This window comes from Limosilactobacillus avium (assembly GCF_947381485.1).
Taxonomy (GTDB): Bacteria; Bacillota; Bacilli; order Lactobacillales; family Lactobacillaceae; genus Limosilactobacillus; species Limosilactobacillus avium.
This window is the reverse complement of record NZ_CANCWN010000002.1, coordinates 40,515-60,526: the sequence shown is the minus strand read 5'-3', so window position 1 is coordinate 60,526 and position 20,012 is coordinate 40,515. Positions and strand designations below refer to the sequence as shown.

Below are 20,012 nucleotides of genomic sequence, written 5' to 3'. Positions count from 1 at the left end.
TTCTGTCTTACCAGTTAATTTCACTATCTAATTGCCGGCCACGACCAGTCGCCTGGTCAAGGAGGAGCCGTTGCTCAAAGTGGGCCACGTTTTTCTTCGTTTCCTTGACCATATCTGGATTGACGGATACGCAGTCGATCCCACTACGAATCAGGAACTCAGTAAATTCTGGATATTCCGAAGGGGCCTGGCCACAAATTGAAACCGTCTTGCCATCGCGGTGGGCAACCGTGATGAGGTGGGCGATGGCCCGCTTGACGGCCAAGTTCCGCTCATCGAACAGTGACGAAACGGTGTCGTTGTTGCGATCACAGCCAAGGATTAGCATCGACAGGTCGTTAGAACCAATCGAGTAACCATCAACGTAGCGGTTAAACTGGTCCGCCAAGATAATGTTGGATGGGATCTCCGCCATCATGTAAACCTTGAAGTCAGCACTTCGCTTTAGACCGTTTTCAGCCATTAATTCAGTTATCTTGGCCATTTCATCGACCGTCCGGACAAAGGGAATCATGACGTTTAAGTTAGTCAAGCCGAGTTCCGTCCGGACCTTCTTCACCGCCGCCAGTTCGAGCTTGAACGCTTCGATGAAGTGGGGATCGTAGTAGCGAGCCGCGCCCCGCCAGCCGAGGAGGTCGGCAGGTTCATGCGGTTCAAACTCTTCGCCACCCTTTAAGTGGCGGTACTCACCGGACTTAAAGTCCGAGAAGCGGAGGATCATTGGCCGGGGCGCCATCGCCCGGGCAACCTTCGCAATTCCGGCGGCAAGGCCATCAACAACCTTTTCCGGATGCCCCGTCTTGATTAGGTAGAGGGGGTGTTCATGAATGGCGGTTGTCCAGATGAATTCTTCCCGCATCAGGCCGATCCCGTCCGCCGGCAGGCTAGCGTATCGTTTAGCAAGGTCGGGGTCCCCCAGATTCATCATTACCCGGGTAGCTGTCGGGGCAAAGTATTCGACTGCCGCTGCAGGTGTCGCGGGCGCTTGCTCTTTTGGTGCCAGTTCCTTCGTCAGGTCCCCGGCATAGACAACCCCGTTTTTGGCATCCACCGTTACTTGGTCACCGTCGTGGAGGACGTCCATCGCCGCGGTCCCACAGGCAGCAGTCCCTACCAAGCACGGAATCTGCATTTCCCGCGAAACAATCGCCGCGTGACAGGTCATCCCCCCGTTATTAGTAATAATGGCGGCCGCCTTCTTCATCGCGGGAACCCAGTCCGGGGACGTCATTTGGGTCACCAGGACCTCGTCATCTTTGAAATCATCAATGTCTTGTGGGTCGGCAATTACGTGGACCTTCCCACTGGCTAAACCGGGGCTGGCTGGTAATCCCTTTAAAATTGGCTGGGCATCCTTCATCGTTTCCTCCCCCGTTTCCTTCTTTTCTTTTTTCTTATTCGACCACACCGTTTCTGGACGGGCCTGCACTAGCCATAACTTATTGGTTGGTCGGTCGAGGGCAAATTCCATGTCCATGTAACAGCCATAGTGCTTTTCAATCTGCTTGGCATAACCAGCAAGCTCTTTGACCTGGTCGTCAGTAAGGGGAGGCTGGCTAGCGCGGTCGGCTGGAACTTCCTGTTCAAAGGTGCCACCGCCGGGTCTTTGCAGAAGTTCAACGGGCTTGTTAGTGATTGTGCGGTCAATAATCTCCCCGCTGTCCTTATCGATGACGTAGTGGTCCGGGGTCACCTTGCCCAGGACGATGTATTCACCCAGGCCCCAGATGGTGTCAATTACCATCTGCTGGTCATTCCCATTTGCCACGTTAACCGAGAACATAATTCCCGCTGCTTTAGAGAAGACCATCATCTGGATTGCGGCTGATAGGGCCACCTTTTCGTGAGGAAAATGCTGCTTATGCCGGTAGTAAGTTGCCCGGTCAGTAAAGAGCGATGAGTAGCACTCCTGGACCTTCTTAACAACCAGGTCGGCTCCCTGAACGTTGAGGTAGGTTTCCTGTTGACCAGCAAACGATGCATTCGGCAGGTCCTCAGCGGTGGCACTGGACCGAACCGCCACGAAGGGGTCCGTTTGCCCCATCTTGACCGCCAACTGCTGGTAAGCTTTCTTGATCGTCGTTGCTAGGTCGGTTGGCATTTCCGCATTGACAATCAGTGAGCGGATATTGGCACACACCGTATGCAGTTCATCAGTATCCTCGTAGTCCTTGATTGTTGCTAGCAGCTGGTTGATTTGTTCGTTCAAACCAGTTGCCGCCATAAATGCCTTGTAAGCATGGGTCGTTGTCGCAAAACCGTACGGTACCGGGATCTGGGTCGCCGAGGTTAGCTCCCCTAGAGAGGACGACTTACCACCAACGAGGTCTACATCCTGGCGATGTAATTCATCAAACCATAAAACATCCTTTTGCTCTCGCTCTACCATTGCGGCATCTCCTTTTCTTGAGTGTGCTTATTTCCTAACTGGTATTTGCCAAACTGTCAACCATATTCTTCAAAAGTGTCTATTTGGGCAACGGTTTGCACTGGCGTGGTGACACGACAAGGAGATTGGTAAAATTTTTCTTTTTTACCCTCTTTTTACTAGTACTTGTTCATTTAGTAATTTGGATTCTTTTCCAAAAATAATGATTGGTATGGTCAAATTTTATTTATTTATCAATAAAATAAATAAATTGGTCTAATCAATGGCACGTAATAAAGTCAAAAAAGACGCCATGGACTTGGTAAAATTTCCAATCCATGACGTCTTTTATAAAGTGTCCTGAGTGATTATTAAATTGTCTTGCTTGTCCGCAGCTCGTCAGCATACGCATTTAGCTTCCGCAAACGGTGGTTGACCCCGGACTTCGAGATGGGCCCGCCAGGAACAAGCTGCCCAAGCTCCTTCAGACTAACTTCCTGGTGGTTCAGCCGCGTCTGGGCAATCTCGCGGAGCTTATCCGGTAGGCTTGCCAGCCCAACCGTATTCTCAATCAGCTTAATATTTTCAATCTGCCGAGTTGAGGCGTTGGCAATTTTATTCATATTGGCGTTCTCGCAATTAACTAGGCGGTTAACCGAGTTCCGCATATCCCGAACAATCCGGACGTTTTCAAACTGGAGCATCGAATTTGTCGCCCCAATGAGGGACATGAAGTTAGCAATCTTTTCGGCTTCCTTCAGGTAAACGATGTAGCCACTTCGCCGGGCCGTCGTCTGGGCGTTCAGGCCGAACTTGTTCATCATCTGGGCAATCATCTCGTTGTGCTCCTCATACAGGGAATAGATTTCCAAATGATAACGAGAAGTCTCTGGATTATTGACCGATCCCCCGGCAAGGAAGGCCCCCCGCAGGTAGGAGCGGACCATCCATTCGTCTTTCAGCAAGTCTAACGGTACCCGTTCCTTGATCTGCAGGTTCTGTAAGATTCCCAGATCATCCAAGACCCGCTGGGCGGAATAACGAAGGCGGACGATGTACTGGTTGTTCTTTTTCAGTTTCATCTTCCGGCGAACCACGATATCACTCTCCACGTGGTAAAACTGCTTCAGCAAAGAGTAAACCCGCCGGGCAATTGCCGGGTTTTCCGTTTGAATATTAAGGACCAGCTGGTGGTTGGCAATGGCGATGCTACCGTTCATCCTAATCAGCGCCATCAGTTCCGCCTGCGCGTTCTTTTGGTGAACCTTGATCGACGTTAATTCCTTCTTGACATCACTGGCGTATGACAAGGCGGTCCCCTCCTTTAATCGTGGACTTCATGCAAGCGATTCATTAATTCAGCAACAACCCGGTCCCGATCATGAAAGGCACCGTTGTCCTTTAACCGCAGAAAGTTAGAACTGATTACCCGGCAGCCCTGCTGGCGCAGCCCTTGAAAGTCGTGGCTGACCGGTTGGGAAATCTCATTCCACTGCTTAAAGTCCAAGTAGTTTTTCGGTACTGGCTGGATGTTTACCAGGACAGTATCAATAAAGTTCTTCCCCAGGTGGTCGTTTAAGACCCGGACGTGGTCGGCATCGGTAAAGTGGTCCGTCTCGCCCTTTTGGGTCATGATGTTGCAGATGTAGACGACTTCAGCCTTGCTCTGACAGACCGCGTCGCCAACCTCCTTAATCATCAAATTGGGCAGGATACTGGTAAACAAGCTCCCCGGCCCGATTACAATCTGATCCGCCTCATGAATTGCCTGAATGACTTCGGGAACCGGTTTAACCGGGTGACCATCCTGGTCGTTGGAAGGTGTGACCCAGACCCGCTTGATCTGCTTGTGGGCAGCGGAGATTTCTGATTCACCGCTGAGCTTTGTGCCGTCGGTGAACTCCGCATTCAGGGTCAGTGGCTCATTGGCCACCGGATAGATGTGTCCCCGAATCCGCATCATATTGGATAGTTCTTGAACGGCGGGGAAGATACCATCTTTCATCTCCGAAAGGGCCGAAATAATTAGGTTGCCGATGGCGTGACCAGCAAAGAACTGGTCCGAACTCCGGAAACGGTACTGGAAAATATCTAATTCCAGCTGGGGTAATTCCGACAAAGCCACCAGGACATTCCGGATATCACCAGGCGGGACAACGTTAATATAATTACGTAAGATTCCTGACGACCCACCATCATCGGCAACGGTAACAACGGCGGTCACGTCCGCATCCTGGTCTCTTAAGCCCCGCAAGATGACGGGTAACCCCGTTCCACCACCAATCACCACTATTTTCGGTTTATGGAACATTAAATCTCTCCTTCCTATTTAGCCTTGTCCGCGTCACGGTGGTACAAGTTAACATGGTACCCAGCCGTTTTAAGGTCCTTTGCAAGCCGGTTGGCAATTGTCACTGAGCGGTGTTGCCCCCCAGTACAACCGATGGCGACCGTTAAACTACTCTTCCCTTCCCGAATGTATCCCGGTAGGGCATTCTTCAAAAGGGAGAGGAGGTGGGCATAGAACTCCTGGGCCCCCTTATTCTTCATCACGTATTCCTGGACCGCCCGATCATTCCCGGTCAGGTGCTTGAGTTCCGGAACATAGAAGGGGTTCGGCAAAAACCGCACGTCCATTACAATGTCGGCATCCAAGGGGAGCCCATATTTAAAGCCAAATGACATCACCTCGACGAAGAAGTTGCTTCCTTCACCATGACTAAAGAGCTTATTAATCCTTAACTTAAGGTTCCGCGGGGTCAAATCAGTCGTATCAATGATCACGTCCGCCCGGCTCTTTAACTCGGTCAATAATTTTCGTTCCCGTTCAACCCCGTCCAAGATTCTTCCCTGGCGTGCCAGGGGGTGCAGACGGCGCGTTTCCTTGTAGCGAGAAACCAGGGTAACGTTATCGGCATCGAGGAAGAGGACCCGGACAGCCAGGTCATCGCGCTGGCGTAGCTTTTTCAGGCTTGGTAAAACCTGGTCGTAGAAACCACGGGAGCGTAAATCAGTAACCATCGCAATCTTATTGAATTCTCCCGATTCTTCAATCACGTCCACGAACTTTTCGGCTAAACTGGGCAACATATTATCAATCACGAAGTAGCCAAGGTCCTCAAAGCTGTGGATGGCCAGTGTCTTGCCGGCACCACTCATCCCAGTGATGATTACGACTTTCATTTTCTCCGTCATCATCAATCCCCTCTCCTCTTAATACAATACTTAGCAATTGTAACACATCGTGCCGGGCGTGTCCTCTCCGGACCCCTTATGACCGCAAATTATCATTTTCCAGCAGGTCAACCGTCCCCTGGTCCAAGTAGGGTCGTAAGGTGGCAATGGTCAAATCTTCATCGCCGAACACGGTGATTCCCTTTTGGTGGAGCAGGGCTGCCGTAACCCCAAAGCCAGGAATCCGCCGGCCGGAGAAGGACCCGTCATAGACAAGCTTGGTTCCACAAGCGGGACTCTTTTGCTTCAAAAAGGCCACCTGAACATCATTATCCTGGGCAATCTGCAGGACCCGGTGGGCGCTGGCGAGGTAGCGTTTTGTGACGTCGACCCCGTCACGGCTAACTACCAGGGCGCGACCAGCGAGGACGTCATCCCCCGTTCCACCCTGGATTTCTGCTGGGGTCCGGGGTGTCTTTAGCCCGCCCATGATCTCTGGACAAACCGTAATTGCCTTTCCCAACGCCACCAACTTAACCGCTAAGTCGTTTTGTGCGTTTCCACCATCGTAGCGGACGTTAAAGCCCGCTAAACATGCACTAATCAAAATCATTTTTTGGCCCCCTGTCATTAGAAAACAAGCCCCAGTGTTCGTAGATACCAAACATTGGGGCTTTCTTACTTGCTTACTTTTTCTTTTTTGCTGCCCGTTTCTGGGCCCATTCACTGTCTCTTTCCAGCATCTTCTTCAGGTACTGGCCGGTGTAGCTTTCCTTAACCTGGGCCACTTCTTCGGGTGTACCGGTTGCCACAACGTAGCCACCGGCGTCCCCACCTTCTGGTCCCAGGTCGATCAGCCAGTCGGCCGACTTGACAACATCAAGGTCGTGCTCAATTACCAGTACGGTGTTGCCAGCATCAACCAACCGTTGGAGGACGCTCAGCAGCCGTTTGATGTCATCCATGTGCAAACCAGTTGTCGGTTCATCTAGGATGTAGAAGCTCTTTCCGTGGGACTGACGGTGCAGTTCGGCGGCCAGCTTCATCCGCTGGGCCTCCCCACCAGAGAGGGTCGTTGCCGGTTGTCCCAGGTGGACGTAACCAAGGCCGACGTCTTCAATGGTTTGCAGTTTCCGCCGGATCTTTGGGATTGCACTGAAGAACTTGAGGGCCTCAGACACCGTCATGTTCAGCACCTGGGCAATGTTCTTCCCCTTGTATTCCACTTCCAGGGTCTCAGAATTATAGCGGGTACCGTGACAGACCTCACACGGGACGTAGACATCCGGGAGGAAGTTCATCTCGATCTTGAGAATCCCATCACCGTGACAGGCTTCGCACCGGCCGCCCTTAACATTGAAGCTGAAGCGGCCCTTGGTGTAACCCCGCACCTTCGCCTGGTTGGTCTGGGCAAAGAGTTCCCGAATGTCATCAAAGACACCGGTGTAGGTTGCCGGGTTACTGCGGGGGGTCCGCCCAATCGGTGACTGGTCAATGTCAATCACCTTTTCAATGTTCTTGATTCCGCTAATTGAGCCGTACTTTCCTGGCTTGGCGGAATTGTGGTTAAGCTTTTGGGCCAGCACCCGCTTGAGAATCAGGTTGACCAAAGTTGACTTTCCGGAACCGGAAACCCCCGTGACGCAGATGAACTTCCCCAGTGGAAAGTCCACATCAATTTTCTTTAGGTTGTTGGCACAGGCCCCTTTCAAAATCAGGTGCTTGCCATTGCCCGGGCGTCGCTTCGTGGGCACCGGAATAAATTTCTTACCCGCTAGGTACTGACCAGTCAGTGACTTACGTGACCGCATGACCTGCTTCGGGGTGCCGGCAGCCATGACCTGCCCACCGTTTTCGCCGGCGCCAGGGCCAATGTCAATGATGTAATCGGCGGCCCGCATCGTGTCCTCATCGTGTTCAACCACGATCAGAGTATTACCGAGGTCACGCATGGCCTTCAAAGATGAAATCAGGCGGTCATTGTCCCGCTGGTGAAGCCCAATCGATGGTTCGTCGAGCACATACATTACCCCGGAAAGGTTGGAACCAATCTGGGTTGCCAGCCGAATCCGCTGGGCCTCCCCACCGGAAAGTGTCCGGGCCGACCGGCTCAGTGTTAGGTACTCAACCCCAACGTTCTTCATAAAGGTCAGCCGGTCGAGGATCTCCTTCAGGATGGGACGGGCAATCTGTTCGTTTTGCGCCGACAGCTTAACCCCCTTGAAGAAGTCAATTGCCTTACTGATTGAATAATCGGAAACCTGACCAATGTTTTGTCCGTCAATCTTGACGGCTAGTGCCCGCTGGTTTAGTCGGTAACCGTGACAGGCTGGACACGGCAGTTCGGTCATGTACTTGCGCATTTGCTCCCGGGTAAAGTCGGAGTTAGTCTCCTTGTACCGGCGGCTAACGTTATTAACGACCCCTTCAAACCGGACATCAACGTCGCGGACACCCCCAAAGTCATTTTCGTAGTGGAAGTGGAACAGCTTGTCACCATTCCCGTAAAGGACCTGCTTCTGCTGCTTCTTGGGCAGCTTGTTAAACGGCGTGTCCATGTCAATCCCCACTGACTGGCAGAACTGGGCCAACAGGGCCGGGTAGTACTGTGACGAGATGGGGTTCCACGGAACCATTGCCCCTTCGTTAAGGGTCTTTGTCCGGTCGGGAACAACCAGGTCTACATCGACCTCAAGTTTTGAACCGAGCCCCTCACACTCCGGGCAAGCTCCCATTGGTGCGTTAAAGGAAAACAGGCGGGGCTCCAACTCACCAACCGTAAAGCCGCAGATTGGGCAGGCGTACTTCTCGGAGAACGGAATCGGGTCGCCCCCAATGACGTCGGCAATTGCGTACCCACTGCTCAAACGCAGGGCCGCTTCAAAGGAGTCAAACAGACGCGAACGGATCCCGTCCTTCACAATGATCCGGTCGATTACCACGTTGATGGTGTGCTTCTGGTTCTTATTAAGTTCGGGAACCTCATCCAAGTCGTATGTCTCACCATCGACTTGCACCCGGACAAAGCCCTCCCGCTTGATGGTCGCGAGCACTTTCTTTTGGGTCCCCTTCTTAGCCCGAACAACTGGTGATAGGATTTGCAGGCGGGTCCGTTCGGGTAATTCAAGGACCCGGTCCACCATCTGCTCGGCGGACTGGCTGCTAATCGGGATGTGGTCGTTAGGACAGATGGGTGTTCCCACTCGGGCCCACAGGAGACGAAGGAAGTCGTTAATTTCCGTCACCGTCCCCACGGTCGACCGGGGGTTATGGGAAGTTGTCTTTTGGTCAATCGAGATTGCTGGTGAGAGGCCATCAATCGAGTCGACATCTGGTTTATCCATCTGTCCTAAAAACTGCCGGGCGTAAGCGGATAAGCTCTCCACGTACCGGCGCTGCCCTTCCGCATAAAGGGTATCAAAGGCCAGCGAGCTCTTTCCGGACCCCGATAAACCGGTGATGACCACTAGCTTGTTCTTCGGAATCTTAACGTCAATATTCTTGAGGTTATGAGCCCGGGCCCCATGGATTATGATCTTATCATTTGCCAAGAAGTATCTCTCCTTTACTTAACCTTCCGACCAGGTTTGGTCTTCTTTCCCGTCATCTGGGCCTTTAATTCCATTACCGTATCACGCAGGGTCGCCGCCTGCTCAAAGTCGAGCCGCTTAGCTGCCGCCTGCATCTGCTCGGTCAGTTCAGCAACCATCTTTTGTTGAGCATCCTTAGATAACTTAGCGAAGTCCTTGGTCGTAAACTCGCTCTCGTCTTCCTTCTTGCCGGTGTCTTCCGTCTTCTTCGTTGCCGAGATGGCTTCTTGAATTGGCTTAACAATCGTGTGCGGCGTGATGTGGTGCTCTTCGTTGTACTTCATCTGAATGGACCGCCGCCGCTTGGTCTCGTCAATCGCCTTCTGCATTGAGTCGGTTACCGTGTCGGCGTACATGATCACTGCACCGTGTTCGTTTCTGGCGGCCCGCCCAATCGTTTGAATCAGGGACCGCTCGTTCCGCAGGAAGCCTTCCTTGTCCGCATCGAGAATGGCAACCAGGGAAACTTCGGGAACATCTAGTCCTTCCCGGAGCAGGTTGATCCCGACCAGGACATCGAACTTACCAAGACGGAGGTCACGGATAATCTGTGTCCGCTCCAGGGTCTTGATATCGCTGTGCAGGTACTTGACCTTTAAACCGAGGTCCTTCAGATAGTCCGTCAAATCCTCGGACATCTTCTTGGTCAAAGTCGTCACGAAGACCCGCTCATGGCGTTCAACCCGCTTATTGATCTCACCGACCAGGTCATCGATTTGGCCCATTACCGGCCGGACTTCAATTGTTGGGTCCAGAAGACCGGTTGGCCGAATGATTTGCTGGGCAATGTGGTCGGTCTGGTTTAACTCGTACGGTCCCGGAGTTGCCGACATGTAAACCACCTGGTTGACCCGTTGTTCAAATTCATCAAGCTTTAGCGGACGGTTGTCAAGGGCACTGGGTAAACGGAAGCCATAGTCAATTAGCATCTGTTTCCGGGCCCGGTCCCCATTGTACATCCCCCGAACCTGTGGCATCGTCTGGTGCGATTCGTCAACCACTAGCAGGAAGTCCTTCGGGAAGAAGTCCAGGAGGGTAAACGGCGGTTCACCAGGTTGGCGACCATCCATGTAGCGAGAATAGTTTTCGATACCGTTCGTGTAACCCATTTCCCGCATCATCTCAATATCATAGGTGGTCCGCTGTTGAATTCGTTCAGCCTCCAAGAGTTTTCCTTCGTCGGTAAACTTCTTGACCTGCTTCTTCATGTCCTCTTCAATTTCTGGGAGGGCCCGGTCCATAACCTCATCACTGGTCATAAAGTGGGTAGCGGGGAAAATGGAGACCTTATCACTGTCACCAATGACCTCCCCGGTCAGGGCGTCAACCTCCCGAATCCGGTCGATCTCGTCACCAAAGAACTCAATCCGCAGGGCCCGCTCGTCACGCGAAGCTGGAAAGATTTCCACAACGTCGCCATGAACCCGGAAACGGCCCCGTTGGAAGTCAATGTCATTCCGGTCAAACTGGATGTTGACGAGGTCGCGTAACAGCTTATCCCGTTCAATCTGCTGACCAACGTGAAGGGAAATAACACTGTTCTGGTATTCCCGGGGATCCCCCAAACCGAAGATACTGGAAACGGAGGCCACGACGATCACGTCATTGCGTTCCAGTAAGGAGGTCGTGGCGGCATGACGGAGCTTATCAATTTCATCGTTAATCGAGGCGTCCTTCTCAATATAGGTGTCACTAGAAGGCACGTAGGCTTCTGGTTGGTAGTAGTCATAATAAGAAACGAAATATTCAACCGCGTTGTGGGGGAAGAACTTCTTCATTTCACCGTAAAGCTGCCCAGCCAGGGTCTTGTTGTGGGATAAGATCAAGGTCGGCTTATTCACGTTAGCAATCACGTTGGAAATGGTGAACGTTTTCCCTGTCCCGGTAGCCCCCAGCAGGATTTGGGCCTTATCACCGTCCTGGATTCCCTTGGTTAACTGGGCAATTGCCTCCGGTTGGTCCCCGGTCGGCTGATAATCGGAAACAAGTTCAAACTTTTTATCTGGTTGTCGGTAAATCACAAAACTTTCCTCCCCAAAGCCAATTTTACTTTATTCGCGAACGGTCTAAAGGGCTGATTTCTCAGTTATTTAGACCCTTTTGCACCATTTAAGTTTATCATGCAAACATGCATTCGTCTATTAATCTGCAAACCCCAAAAAACGCCAGTATTCGGCGAAAAACCGTTTACTGACGTCGCGATACTATTTAATTAAGAAGCTGACTTATTCTTCGGCGAATGCCTGCAGGGCCTTCTCGAATTCGGCTAGTTTTTCGTTGGCCTTGTCCAGTGAATCGTCGCTTGTCCCAATGTAGAACTTCAGCTTTGGTTCCGTTCCTGATGGCCGGATAGCGATCCAGGTCTCATCATCAAGCAGGTAACGAAGTACGTTGGATTCTGGAATTCCCAATTCACTAACTTGACCGTCAGCCGTTGTCTTGGTTCCCTTGGAGAAGTCTTCCGTAGCAACAACCTTGTGACCAGCAAAGTCGGCCGGTGCTTCCTCCCGGAACTTCTTCATCAGTCCCTGAATCTTTGCTGGACCGTCAACCCCGGCGTAGGTGTTAGCAATCGTCTTTTCACGGAAGTAACCGTACTTCTTGAAGAGTTCTTGCAGGCCATCGTACAGGGTCATGTTCCGACTCCGGTAGTATGCAGCAACTTCAGCCAGCAGGGTCAGTGATTGGATGGCATCCTTATCACGAACAAATGGCTTAATCAGGTAACCATAGCTCTCTTCAAAACCAAACATGAAGGTGTGGTCGGCCTTCCCGGTTTCGTATTGGTGAATCTGGTCCGCAATCCACTTGAACCCGGTCAGAACGTTGATCATTGAAACACCGTAGCTTTCTGCAATCTTGGCAGCAAAGTTGGTGGAAACAATTGACTTAACAGCGGCCGCGTTCTTTGGCAGGGTTCCCGCCTGCTTGTGAGCTTCCAGGATGTAGTGCAGCATGATTGAAGCAATCTGGTTCCCAGTCAGCAGTTGGTATTCACCATTTGGTTGCCGAACAGCACAGCCCAGGCGGTCAGCGTCGGGGTCGGTTGCAATCAGGACATCGGCATCAATTTGCTTACCGAGTTTGATTGACCGGACAAAAGCTTCCGGAAATTCTGGGTTCGGGTGCTTCAAGCCTGGGAAGTCACCGTTTGGTTGGGCTTCGGTTGGCTCAATCGTAAAGTTGGTAAAGCCGGCCTGCCGCAGTGCCCGTTCACCAAGCATCCGCCCGGTCCCGCAGAGTGGTGTGAAGACAAACTTCATGTCCTTACCATATTCCTTAGCCAATTCGGGGTTAACCGTTACTTCCTTGGCGTGTTGCAGGTAGGCATGGTCAACGTCTTCTCCCATCACGGTCTCCAGACCACTATTCAACATTTCCTGTTCATCTGCCAGCTTGATGTCAAAGATGTCATCGATCTTACGGATATAGCCAGTCATCATGTCGGATTCCTTTGGTGGCATCTGGCCACCATCTTCACCGTAAATCTTGTAACCGTTGTATTCCATTGGGTTGTGACTAGCAGTAATCATAATCCCGGCGTAGGCCTTGTTGTGGCGAACAGCGAAGGAAAGTTCTGGAGTTGGCCGGACGTTGTCGTAAATGTAAACTTTGATTCCGTGAGCCCCTAATACCCGGGCAGAGTCATGGGCAAATTGGTAAGAGTTATGACGGGAATCGTAGCCAATTGCTACCCCGCGTTGCTTGACTTCATCCCCCAATGATTCCATCAGGGTTGCCAATCCCTCGGTAGCCTGACGAACCGTGTAGATATTCATCCGGTTAATGCCGGGACCCATCAGTCCCCGCATTCCGGCAGTACCAAATGACAGTGGGCCATAAAAGGCGTCCTCAATTTCCTTGTCATCGCTCATTGCGTCTAATTCTTGCTTAAGCTTAGGATCGAGGTCGGTCCGTTCTTTCCATACTTGGTAGGTGTCTTTCCAGCTCACAATAAAGTCTCCTTTACTTCTTTAATCTGTAATCAGTATACCGCATCTTGGGTCTTATGCGCGTCTTTACTATATATTTTACTAAACTTTTACTATACAAAAAAGCGGTAAGCAAATAGCTCACCGCTAATTTCCTATTTAAGTCCCTTAATGTATTGATAGACCTGCTGACCAGCGATGGCACCGTCACCAACGGCCGTGGCAATCTGCCGGAGTGGGGTCTCACGCACGTCCCCAATTGCAAAGATGCCCGGAACCGCCGTCTTCATAGTTGAGTCCGTCTTGACCCAGCCATCATTATCGAGGATGCCAAGGTCAGTAAATGGCTTGGTCATCGGAACGTTACCAACGTAGATGAAAACCCCATCGGCAGCCATTTCCTTATCTTCACCAGTTTGGTTATTGTGGGTCTTTACCCCCCGCACCTTAACATCGTCACCAACGATTTCGGTAACACTGGTGTTGTAAACGAAGGTCATCTTGTCATTCTTTGCTGCTTCATCCTGAAGCATTGGTTGCGCACGGAGTTCCCCCCGACGAACCAGCACCGTTACCTTGGAAGCCAGTTGCGTCAAGTATAACCCTTCCTCGACGGCCGAGTCGCCCCCACCGACAACAACTAAGTGCTTCCCCTTAAAGAAGGCACCGTCACAGACAGCACAGTAGGAAACACCGCGACCACTAAACTGTTCTTCACCGGGGACCCCGAGTTTCCGGTGGTCAGACCCTGTGGCAATCACAACAACCGGGGCGGTAAAGGTATCGCCCATGTCCGTGGTAACTTCCTTTAGCTGCCCATTCGTAGCAATCTTGGTTACCGTCCCGTAAGCATATTCGGCCCCAAATTGGGTTGCCCCCTGGTACATCTTCTCCGCCAGTTCAGGGCCCTGAACATCCTTGAAGCCAGTATAGTTGACGATGGATGCCGTATTATTCAGGTTACCGCCGTAAGCTCCTCGGTCAAGCATCACTACTTTCAAGTTTGCCCGGGACGCGTAAAGGGCCGTCGTCATCCCACCGGGACCCGCGCCAATAATAATTACATCGTATTTCTTACTTTCGGCCATTTTTCTTCCTCCTCGCCTTTTTACTATCGCTATCATACTCGAGCGGGGAACCATTGTCTAGGTTTTTGCTTATTAAAAGTAAGAGGCTGACGGATTACTATTCGCCAACCTCTTATTTTTAATAATGTACAAAGATTACTTCTTAGCCTTTTTGTCTTGGGCCGTCAACTTAGCGCCCAAGTTCTTGATGTAATCCCGTAATTCATCCTTAACTTGTGGGTGGTTAAGACCATACTCAATGTTGGTCTTAATCCAGCCAAACTTATTACCAACGTCGTAACGGTCGCCCTTGTATTCACGGGCAAAGACACGTTGGGTTTGGTTCAGCGTGTCAATGGCATCAGTCAGTTGAATTTCGCCACCCTTGCCTGGCTTAGTCTTTGCCAGCACATCAAAGATTTCCGGAGTGAAGACGTAGCGGCCAATAATAGCCAAATCACTCGGTGCGTTCTTCGGAGCTGGCTTTTCAACAAAGCTAGTAACGTTGTAAAGACCAGGTGTAACTTCCTTGCTGGGGTTGATAACACCGTACTTAGCAGTGTCTTCGTGTGGGACCCGCATAACTGCCAAAGTGGAAGCACCAGTTTGATGGTAGCTTTCAATCAGCTGCTTGGTCAGTGGTTCACCGTTGTTGTTGATGTTGTTCAGGTCGTCACCGAGCATTACAACGAAGGGTTCGTCACCAATGAAGTCCCGGGCCGTCAATACGGCATCCCCTAAGCCCCGTGGGTGGGACTGACGAATGAAGTAGATGTTGATGTCGGTCGTTTCTTCAACCAGCTTCAGCATCTCGTCCTTGTGCTTAGACCGTAAGTTATCTTCCAGCTCGGGGTTTGAATCGAAGTGGTCTTCAATTGACCGCTTGTTCTTGCCGTCGACAACAACAATGTCTTCGATTCCTGACTTCCGGGCCTCTTCAACAATAAACTGAATGGTTGGCTTATCAACAATTGGCAGCATTTCCTTAGCAAGTGCCTTCGTTGCAGGAAGAAAACGGGTTCCTAAACCGGCAGCAGGAATAATTGCCTTTCTAACACGTCTCATAACAACATAATTCCTTTCATACTTCAGTTTCTCTCAAATCTTCAGTATGTATTTTACCATACTTATTCGTTTTCTGATGTCAAGTCACGGTCCATTAACTGATCAATTGCCGTCTTTATTGACTTGCCGTTATATAAAACATCGTACAGGGCCTCGGTAATCGGCATCTTGACCTGCCGTTTCCGGCTTAGCTCGTAGGCGGCCTTGGTTGTGTAGACCCCTTCGATTACCATGCCCATGTTTGCAACCACGTCTGCCAACTTTTGGCCCTGGCCCAGCTGGTAGCCAGCCCGCCAGTTTCGTGAGTTCTTACTCGTTGCGGTAACAACAAGGTCCCCCACTCCGGACAGGCCAATGAAGGTCATCGGGTTGGCCCCGAAGGCAACACCCAAACGCCGAATTTCCGCTAACCCCCGGGTGATCAGCGCTGCCCGGGCATTATCGTGGTAGCCCAGCCCCTGCAGGGCACCAGCGCCAATCGCAATGATGTTCTTTAGGGCCGCACCGAACTCGGCACCAATCACGTCATCGTTAGTGTAAACCCGGAAGTAAGAATTACTGAAGAGCCGCTGAACCCGCTCAGCTGCTGCCAGATCAGCACTCGCTGCGGTGACCGCCGTCATATCCTTAATGGCGACATCCTCAGCGTGGCTCGGTCCGGAGAGGACAACGATGCTAGCACGGTTTTCTGGAGCGATTTCCTCTTCAATCATCTGTGATGGCCGCTTGTAGGTGTTTTGCTCTAATCCCTTGGTTGCGTGAATAATTAGTGGCCGTTGGTCCAACTCGGCAAGAATGGTGTTTAACTTACCAGCTACTTGGCGTAGGCCCTTAGTTGGAATAACAATCAAGATAACGTCGGCACCCTTCACTGCTGCCGTCATGTCCGTGGTAGCAACCAGTTTATCAGAGTATACGAGATCCTTCATGTATTCCGGATTGACGTGCTCGTTATTCAACTGGTCGACCTGGGCCTGGTTGCGGGCCCACAGCTTGACGTCATGACCATTTTCCACCAACATGTTTGCCAATGTACTGCCCCATGAGCCAGCACCTAAAACCGCAATTTTTTCTGCCATAATTATTCTCCTCAATTTAATTCTTGTTATTCGACCAATACCACGCTAGGTTTGCCTTTCGCCGCCGGGCCACCATAATTACGAGGGCACTGACGAAGAAAAGCACCGACAGGACCTGGGAAATCCGGAGGGAGCCCAGCATTAGGCTGTCCGTGCGCATCCCTTCAATTACGAAGCGCCCTGCCGCATACCACATTACGTACGACAGGAATACCTCACCTCGCTTAAAAAGGTGGGGACGGTGACGCAGAAGCATCAGGAGTGCGAAGCCGGTCAAGTCCCACAGTGACTCGTACAGAAACGTCGGTACCCGGTAAGCACCACCAATATCCATTTGCTGGATAATCCAGTTCGGGATGTGCTGGGCAACCAGGGCCGCCCTGGTCGTTACCCGGCCAAAAGCCTCCTGGTTCATAAAGTTACCCCAGCGGCCAATCCCCTGGGCCATTATCAGGGTCGGGGCGATGACATCGACCATTGTCCACATCGACAGGTGCCGGGCGCGACAAAAGCAGTAGAGGGTCAGAAAGCCCCCAATTATCGCCCCGTAGATGGCAATTCCCCCGTCCCAAATGGCGATTATTTCGCCGGGATGGTGCACATAGTAAGGCCACTGAAAAGTGACGTAGTAGGTACGGGCACAGATGATTGCCACGGGAATCGCCCACAAAAGGTAGTCGTAAAAGTAGTCCTCCGCGATTCCCTGTCGCTTGCCTTCCCTAATAGAAAGGGTCAGGGCAAGAACGACCCCGCAGGCAATAATTACCCCGTACCAGTGGATCTCCACCGCGCCTAGCTTTAATGCAATCGGGTTAAGGGCCCAAAAAAACGTTGCCATTACTTCCCCTGCTCCTTACTGTCGCGGGCGGAGTTTTGCTTAATCAACCGGTTAAGGTTTTCGTCAAATGTCTTGGTAGCATCGTAGCCCATCGTTTCGGCACGGTAGTTCATAGCTGCCGATTCAATGATAATTGCGAGGTTCCGCCCGGTCTTAACAGGGACCGAGACCTTCGGAACGATTACTCCTTGGATCGTTTGGTTATCGCCCCGGTCACCAAGACGGTCAAACTTAACATCAGGCGTCCAGGTTTCCAGGTGGACAATTAGGTTGATGTTGTCCTCGGGCATGATTGCCCCGGTCCCGTAAAGGGTGGACACATCAATAATCCCGATTCCCCGAATTTCCATCAGGTGTTGAAGGATCGCTGGGGCAGTCCCCACCAGCGTCTGTTCGTCCCGGGCATAGACCTCAACCCGGTCATCGGCAACTAGCCGGTGTCCCCGCCGCACCAGTTCCAATGCGGTTTCACTCTTACCAACACCAGAATCACCGGTAATCAGGACACCAACCCCACTGATATCGACCAGCACACCGTGGAGTGACTTCCGGGGGGCCAGACGACCCAGCAGGTACGAGGTCATGTTACTGAGGATTTGCGAGGACGTCAGGTGGGTCCCCAGAATCGGGATCTTGGCATCCTCAGCCGCCTGTTTCAGTTCTGCCGGGATTGGTAGGTTGGTAGAAATCACAAAGCACGGCGTCTGGGGGGTACACATCCGGGTCATGTATTCGGTCATTTGGTCATGGGTAAGGTCCTTAGAAAAGGAAATTTCCGTAATCCCCAGGAGTTGAATCCGCATGGCCGGATAGTGTTTAAAGTAGCCGGCAAATTCGAGGGCCGGCCGGGAAATATCACTGGTCGTAATTGTCCGGTTTAAGTAGTCATTTCCCTGCAAAACTTTTAATCTTACTTTATCAACTAATTCTTGAACGGTAACATGGTTTGCCATGTTCAATCACTCCTTAGTATTCTGACTGGTGACTGGTAATCACCGTGTTGCAGATGGCCATGATGATTGCGATCAACATGGCAGACCAAAACGATGAAAAATGAAAAAAGGCGGGGCCAACAAACATCGACGTTAGCTGTAGCATTGCCCCATTAATCACAATGCTAAATAGGCCTAAGGTCAGAATATTAATTGGCAATGATAAAACAACCAAGATTGGTTTAACCAGCACGTTGAGAATTGCCAGGACAAAGCTTGCTAACAAGGCAATCCAGGCACTACTGATGTAAAACATCCCCGTTCCCGCAAACAAACCGGCAAGGGCAATGAATAAAATCGTATCAATTAAAACTCTTTTCCAAAAAGTCATTATGATCTTCCATTTCTTTTAATATCTTTTTCTTCAACATCCGTGAGCGTCCGCCGGGAACGGGAATCCGCAGATGTTGAATCACTTCCCTGCTGCATATCATTAATGGCCCGAAAGAAGCCTAGGATGCCGGGATGGGTCGGATCAGGCGGGATAATAACCATCATAATGATATAGATGATGATTCCCGGAACAATTCCACTCAAGATGCTTAAAATAACGTAAGCAACCCGGAAAATATTTGGCGAACAGTTGAAGTACTTACCAAAACCGCCAAATACACCCGCGAGGATCCGGTCACTTGCTGACCGGGTTAATTTTTTATGTTGACTTTCGCGCATCAAAACACCTTCCTTTTCTAATACTACCTGCTTTTAGCGTCAACTGCAATCGGCCCTTATTGGGGGTTCTTCTGGCTCAATTTCCACTGGAGGTAAGCATTGATAAACGGGTCAAGGTCGCCATCCATTACTGCCTGACCATTGTGGGTCTCGAAGTTTGTCCGGTTGTCCTTGACAAGGGTATACGGGTGGAAAACGTAGGAACGAATCTGGGAACCCCAGCCGATGTCCAACTGTTGACCTTCGATTTCTGCCCGTTTCTTCGCCTTCTTCTCTTCTTCCAATTCGTACAGTTTTGACTTCAGCATGTTCATCGCGGTCACCCGGTTTTGCAGCTGAGAACGTTCAGCTTGCGATGAGGTTACAATTCCCGTTGGCAAGTGGGTGATCCGGACCGCCGATTCGGTCTTGTTAATGTGCTGTCCACCGGCCCCACTGGAACGGAAGGTATCAACCCGCAAATCAGACGGGTCAATGTCAATGTGGACACTGTCATCCAATTCGGGCATCACATCAACCGAGGCAAAGGAAGTGTGGCGACGACCGGCCGCATCAAATGGGGAAATCCGCACGAGCCGGTGGACCCCCTTCTCGCTCCGCAGGTAACCGAACGCGTTGTGCCCCTTGATAAGCAGGGTGACGCTCTTTATTCCCGCGGTTTCACCAGCCTCGTAGCTTGCTGTTTCCACCTTAAAGCCGTGCTGTTCGCCCCAGCGAATGTACATCCGCAAGAGCATGGCGCCCCAGTCCTGAGCTTCGGTCCCCCCAGCACCAGGGTGGATTTCAAGAATGGCGTTGTGACTGTCATACTCCCCATCCAGGAGCTGGTTGAGGCGGTACTGTTCAAGCGCCTTTTCGGTATGAGCAAAGGAACTTTCAAATTCCTTCTCGAGGTCCGGATCGGCTTCCATTTCCAGAAGTTCAACGTTCGTCTGCAGGTCATCAATTTGTTGCTTTAACTGTACATAGGTGTCCCGCTTATCCTTGAGTTCATTGGTCTCGTTAATCAGTTTCTGGGCCTTGACGTTATCGTCCCAAAAGCCGGGTTCGGCCATCCGGTGCTCGTCTTCGGCAATCTGCTCGTCTAAAGCATCGAGGTCAAAGAGACCTCCCGAAGCGGGCAACCTCTTGTTGCATTGCTTCTATCTTTTTCTTTGCTTCACTTAATTCCACAAACTATTCCTCCAATTACAAACATACGGCAGCGGTACCGCCATGGGTTACCTTACTGCCGT

General features: G+C 51.3%; 16 protein-coding genes. All 16 read right to left on the bottom strand.

Annotated elements, in window-relative coordinates; genetic code table 11:
* Positions 1 to 7 precede the first annotated feature (7 nt).
* The gene (ppsA, locus tag QOS01_RS01180; RefSeq protein ID WP_283620733.1) at positions 8 to 2,389 is read right to left on the bottom strand and encodes a phosphoenolpyruvate synthase; all 2,382 of its coding nucleotides are present in this window, start codon (positions 2,387 to 2,389) and stop codon (positions 8 to 10) included.
* A 350-nt stretch (positions 2,390 to 2,739) separates the two neighbouring features.
* Complete coding sequence (whiA, locus tag QOS01_RS01175) at positions 2,740 to 3,678, bottom strand: DNA-binding protein WhiA (protein ID WP_283620732.1); 939 nt, start codon at positions 3,676 to 3,678, stop codon at positions 2,740 to 2,742.
* 14 nt (positions 3,679 to 3,692) lie between these two features.
* Positions 3,693 to 4,679 carry a gluconeogenesis factor YvcK family protein gene (locus QOS01_RS01170; protein WP_283620731.1) on the bottom strand — a complete coding sequence of 329 codons (987 nt, stop codon included), beginning with the start codon at positions 4,677 to 4,679 and terminating at the stop codon, positions 3,693 to 3,695.
* Positions 4,680 to 4,693: 14 nt separating this feature from the next.
* Positions 4,694 to 5,563: an RNase adapter RapZ gene (gene rapZ / locus QOS01_RS01165; RefSeq protein ID WP_283620810.1), complete on the bottom strand. Its 870-nt coding sequence runs from the start codon at positions 5,561 to 5,563 to the stop codon at positions 4,694 to 4,696.
* A gap of 76 nt (positions 5,564 to 5,639) precedes the next feature.
* Positions 5,640 to 6,155, bottom strand: a complete 516-nt coding sequence (locus QOS01_RS01160; RefSeq protein WP_283620730.1) for a DUF523 domain-containing protein — start codon at positions 6,153 to 6,155, stop codon at positions 5,640 to 5,642.
* Positions 6,156 to 6,228: 73 nt separating this feature from the next.
* On the bottom strand, positions 6,229 to 9,093 hold the full coding sequence (uvrA, locus tag QOS01_RS01155) for an excinuclease ABC subunit UvrA (RefSeq protein WP_283620729.1): 2,865 nt from the start codon (positions 9,091 to 9,093) through the stop codon (positions 6,229 to 6,231).
* 14 nt (positions 9,094 to 9,107) lie between these two features.
* Positions 9,108 to 11,153: an excinuclease ABC subunit UvrB gene (gene uvrB / locus QOS01_RS01150; RefSeq protein WP_283620728.1), complete on the bottom strand. Its 2,046-nt coding sequence runs from the start codon at positions 11,151 to 11,153 to the stop codon at positions 9,108 to 9,110.
* 204 nt (positions 11,154 to 11,357) lie between these two features.
* Positions 11,358 to 13,085, bottom strand: a complete 1,728-nt coding sequence (locus QOS01_RS01145; protein ID WP_283620727.1) for a phospho-sugar mutase — start codon at positions 13,083 to 13,085, stop codon at positions 11,358 to 11,360.
* A gap of 134 nt (positions 13,086 to 13,219) precedes the next feature.
* Positions 13,220 to 14,152 carry a thioredoxin-disulfide reductase gene (gene trxB, locus QOS01_RS01140; RefSeq protein WP_283620726.1) on the bottom strand — a complete coding sequence of 311 codons (933 nt, stop codon included), beginning with the start codon at positions 14,150 to 14,152 and terminating at the stop codon, positions 13,220 to 13,222.
* Between the two features lie 135 nt (positions 14,153 to 14,287).
* On the bottom strand, positions 14,288 to 15,196 hold the full coding sequence (galU, locus tag QOS01_RS01135; protein WP_283620725.1) for a UTP--glucose-1-phosphate uridylyltransferase GalU: 909 nt from the start codon (positions 15,194 to 15,196) through the stop codon (positions 14,288 to 14,290).
* 62 nt (positions 15,197 to 15,258) lie between these two features.
* Positions 15,259 to 16,275, bottom strand: a complete 1,017-nt coding sequence (locus tag QOS01_RS01130; RefSeq protein ID WP_283620724.1) for an NAD(P)H-dependent glycerol-3-phosphate dehydrogenase — start codon at positions 16,273 to 16,275, stop codon at positions 15,259 to 15,261.
* Positions 16,276 to 16,291: 16 nt separating this feature from the next.
* On the bottom strand, positions 16,292 to 17,113 hold the full coding sequence (gene lgt / locus QOS01_RS01125) for a prolipoprotein diacylglyceryl transferase (protein WP_283620723.1): 822 nt from the start codon (positions 17,111 to 17,113) through the stop codon (positions 16,292 to 16,294).
* Positions 17,113 to 18,066, bottom strand: coding sequence for an HPr(Ser) kinase/phosphatase (gene hprK, locus QOS01_RS01120; protein ID WP_283620722.1), 954 nt, complete (start codon positions 18,064 to 18,066; stop codon positions 17,113 to 17,115). The genes lgt and hprK overlap by 1 nt, the downstream gene beginning before the upstream one ends.
* A gap of 13 nt (positions 18,067 to 18,079) precedes the next feature.
* On the bottom strand, positions 18,080 to 18,436 hold the full coding sequence (locus QOS01_RS01115; RefSeq protein ID WP_283620721.1) for a phage holin family protein: 357 nt from the start codon (positions 18,434 to 18,436) through the stop codon (positions 18,080 to 18,082).
* Positions 18,436 to 18,777, bottom strand: a complete 342-nt coding sequence (locus QOS01_RS01110) for a PspC domain-containing protein (RefSeq protein WP_047769298.1) — start codon at positions 18,775 to 18,777, stop codon at positions 18,436 to 18,438. The genes QOS01_RS01115 and QOS01_RS01110 overlap by 1 nt, the downstream gene beginning before the upstream one ends.
* Before the next feature lie 56 nt (positions 18,778 to 18,833).
* Positions 18,834 to 19,950, bottom strand: a protein-coding gene (prfB, locus tag QOS01_RS01105) for a peptide chain release factor 2 (RefSeq protein ID WP_408612406.1) whose coding sequence is annotated in 2 segments (ribosomal slippage) — positions 18,834 to 19,877 and positions 19,879 to 19,950 — 1,116 coding nt in all. Because the reading frame shifts where the segments join, the coding sequence is not laid out codon by codon here.
* Between the last annotated feature and the right edge of the window lie 62 nt (positions 19,951 to 20,012).